The following is a 1019-nucleotide window of genomic DNA, read 5'->3' as shown; positions in this document are numbered from 1 at the left end:
ATGCAGTTCGACCGCGGCTACCTGTCGCCCTACTTCATCAACAACCCGGACAAGCAAGTCGCCGTGCTGGAAAGCCCGTTCGTCCTGCTGTTCGACAAGAAGATCTCGAACATCCGCGATCTGCTGCCGGTTCTGGAACAAGTCGCGAAGGCTGGCCGTCCGCTCTTGATCATCGCTGAAGACGTCGAAGGCGAAGCACTGGCTACGCTGGTCGTCAACAACATCCGCGGCATCCTGAAGACCGTTGCTGTCAAGGCTCCGGGCTTCGGCGACCGTCGCAAGGCCATGCTGGAAGACATCGCGATCCTGACCGGCGGTCAAGTCATCGCGGAAGAAACCGGCCTCACGCTCGAGAAGGCAACGCTGAACGAACTCGGTCAAGCGAAGCGCATCGAAGTGGGCAAGGAAAACACGACGATCATCGACGGCGCTGGCGAAGCCGCGAGCATCGAAGCGCGCGTGAAGCAAATCCGCACGCAAATCGAAGAAGCGACCTCGGACTACGACCGTGAAAAGCTGCAAGAGCGCGTTGCCAAGCTGGCAGGCGGCGTGGCAGTGATCAAGGTTGGCGCTGCAATCGAAGTCGAAATGAAGGAAAAGAAGGCACGCGTGGAAGACGCGCTGCACGCAACCCGCGCTGCCGTTGAAGAAGGCATCGTCCCGGGCGGCGGCGTTGCGCTGATCCGTGCACGCACGGCAATCGCCGGTGTCAAGGGCGCCAACGCAGACCAGGACGCAGGTATCAAGATCGTCCTGCGCGCGATGGAAGAACCGCTGCGCCAGATCGTCACGAACGGCGGCGAAGAAGCTTCGGTGGTCGTGGCAGCGGTTGCCGCTGGCCAGGGCAACTACGGCTACAACGCAGCGACCGGCGAGTACGTCGACATGGTCGAAGCTGGCGTGGTCGACCCGACGAAGGTCACGCGCACCGCGCTGCAAAACGCAGCTTCGGTCGCAGGCCTGCTGCTGACGACGGACGCAGCGGTTGCTGAACTGCCGAAGGAAGATGCCCCGATGGC

1 protein-coding gene is annotated in these 1019 nt (G+C 62.1%); it reads left to right on the top strand.

Annotation, left to right across the window (positions count from 1 at the left end; all coding sequences use genetic code 11):
- The coding region (groEL, locus tag EYW47_RS40650; protein WP_133200420.1) for a chaperonin GroEL at positions 1-1019 on the top strand (1019 nt) is incomplete at both ends.

It is taken from the genome of Paraburkholderia silviterrae, assembly GCF_004353915.1.
Lineage (GTDB): Bacteria > Pseudomonadota > Gammaproteobacteria > Burkholderiales > Burkholderiaceae > Paraburkholderia > Paraburkholderia silviterrae.
This window is presented reverse-complemented; position numbering and strand designations above follow the sequence as displayed.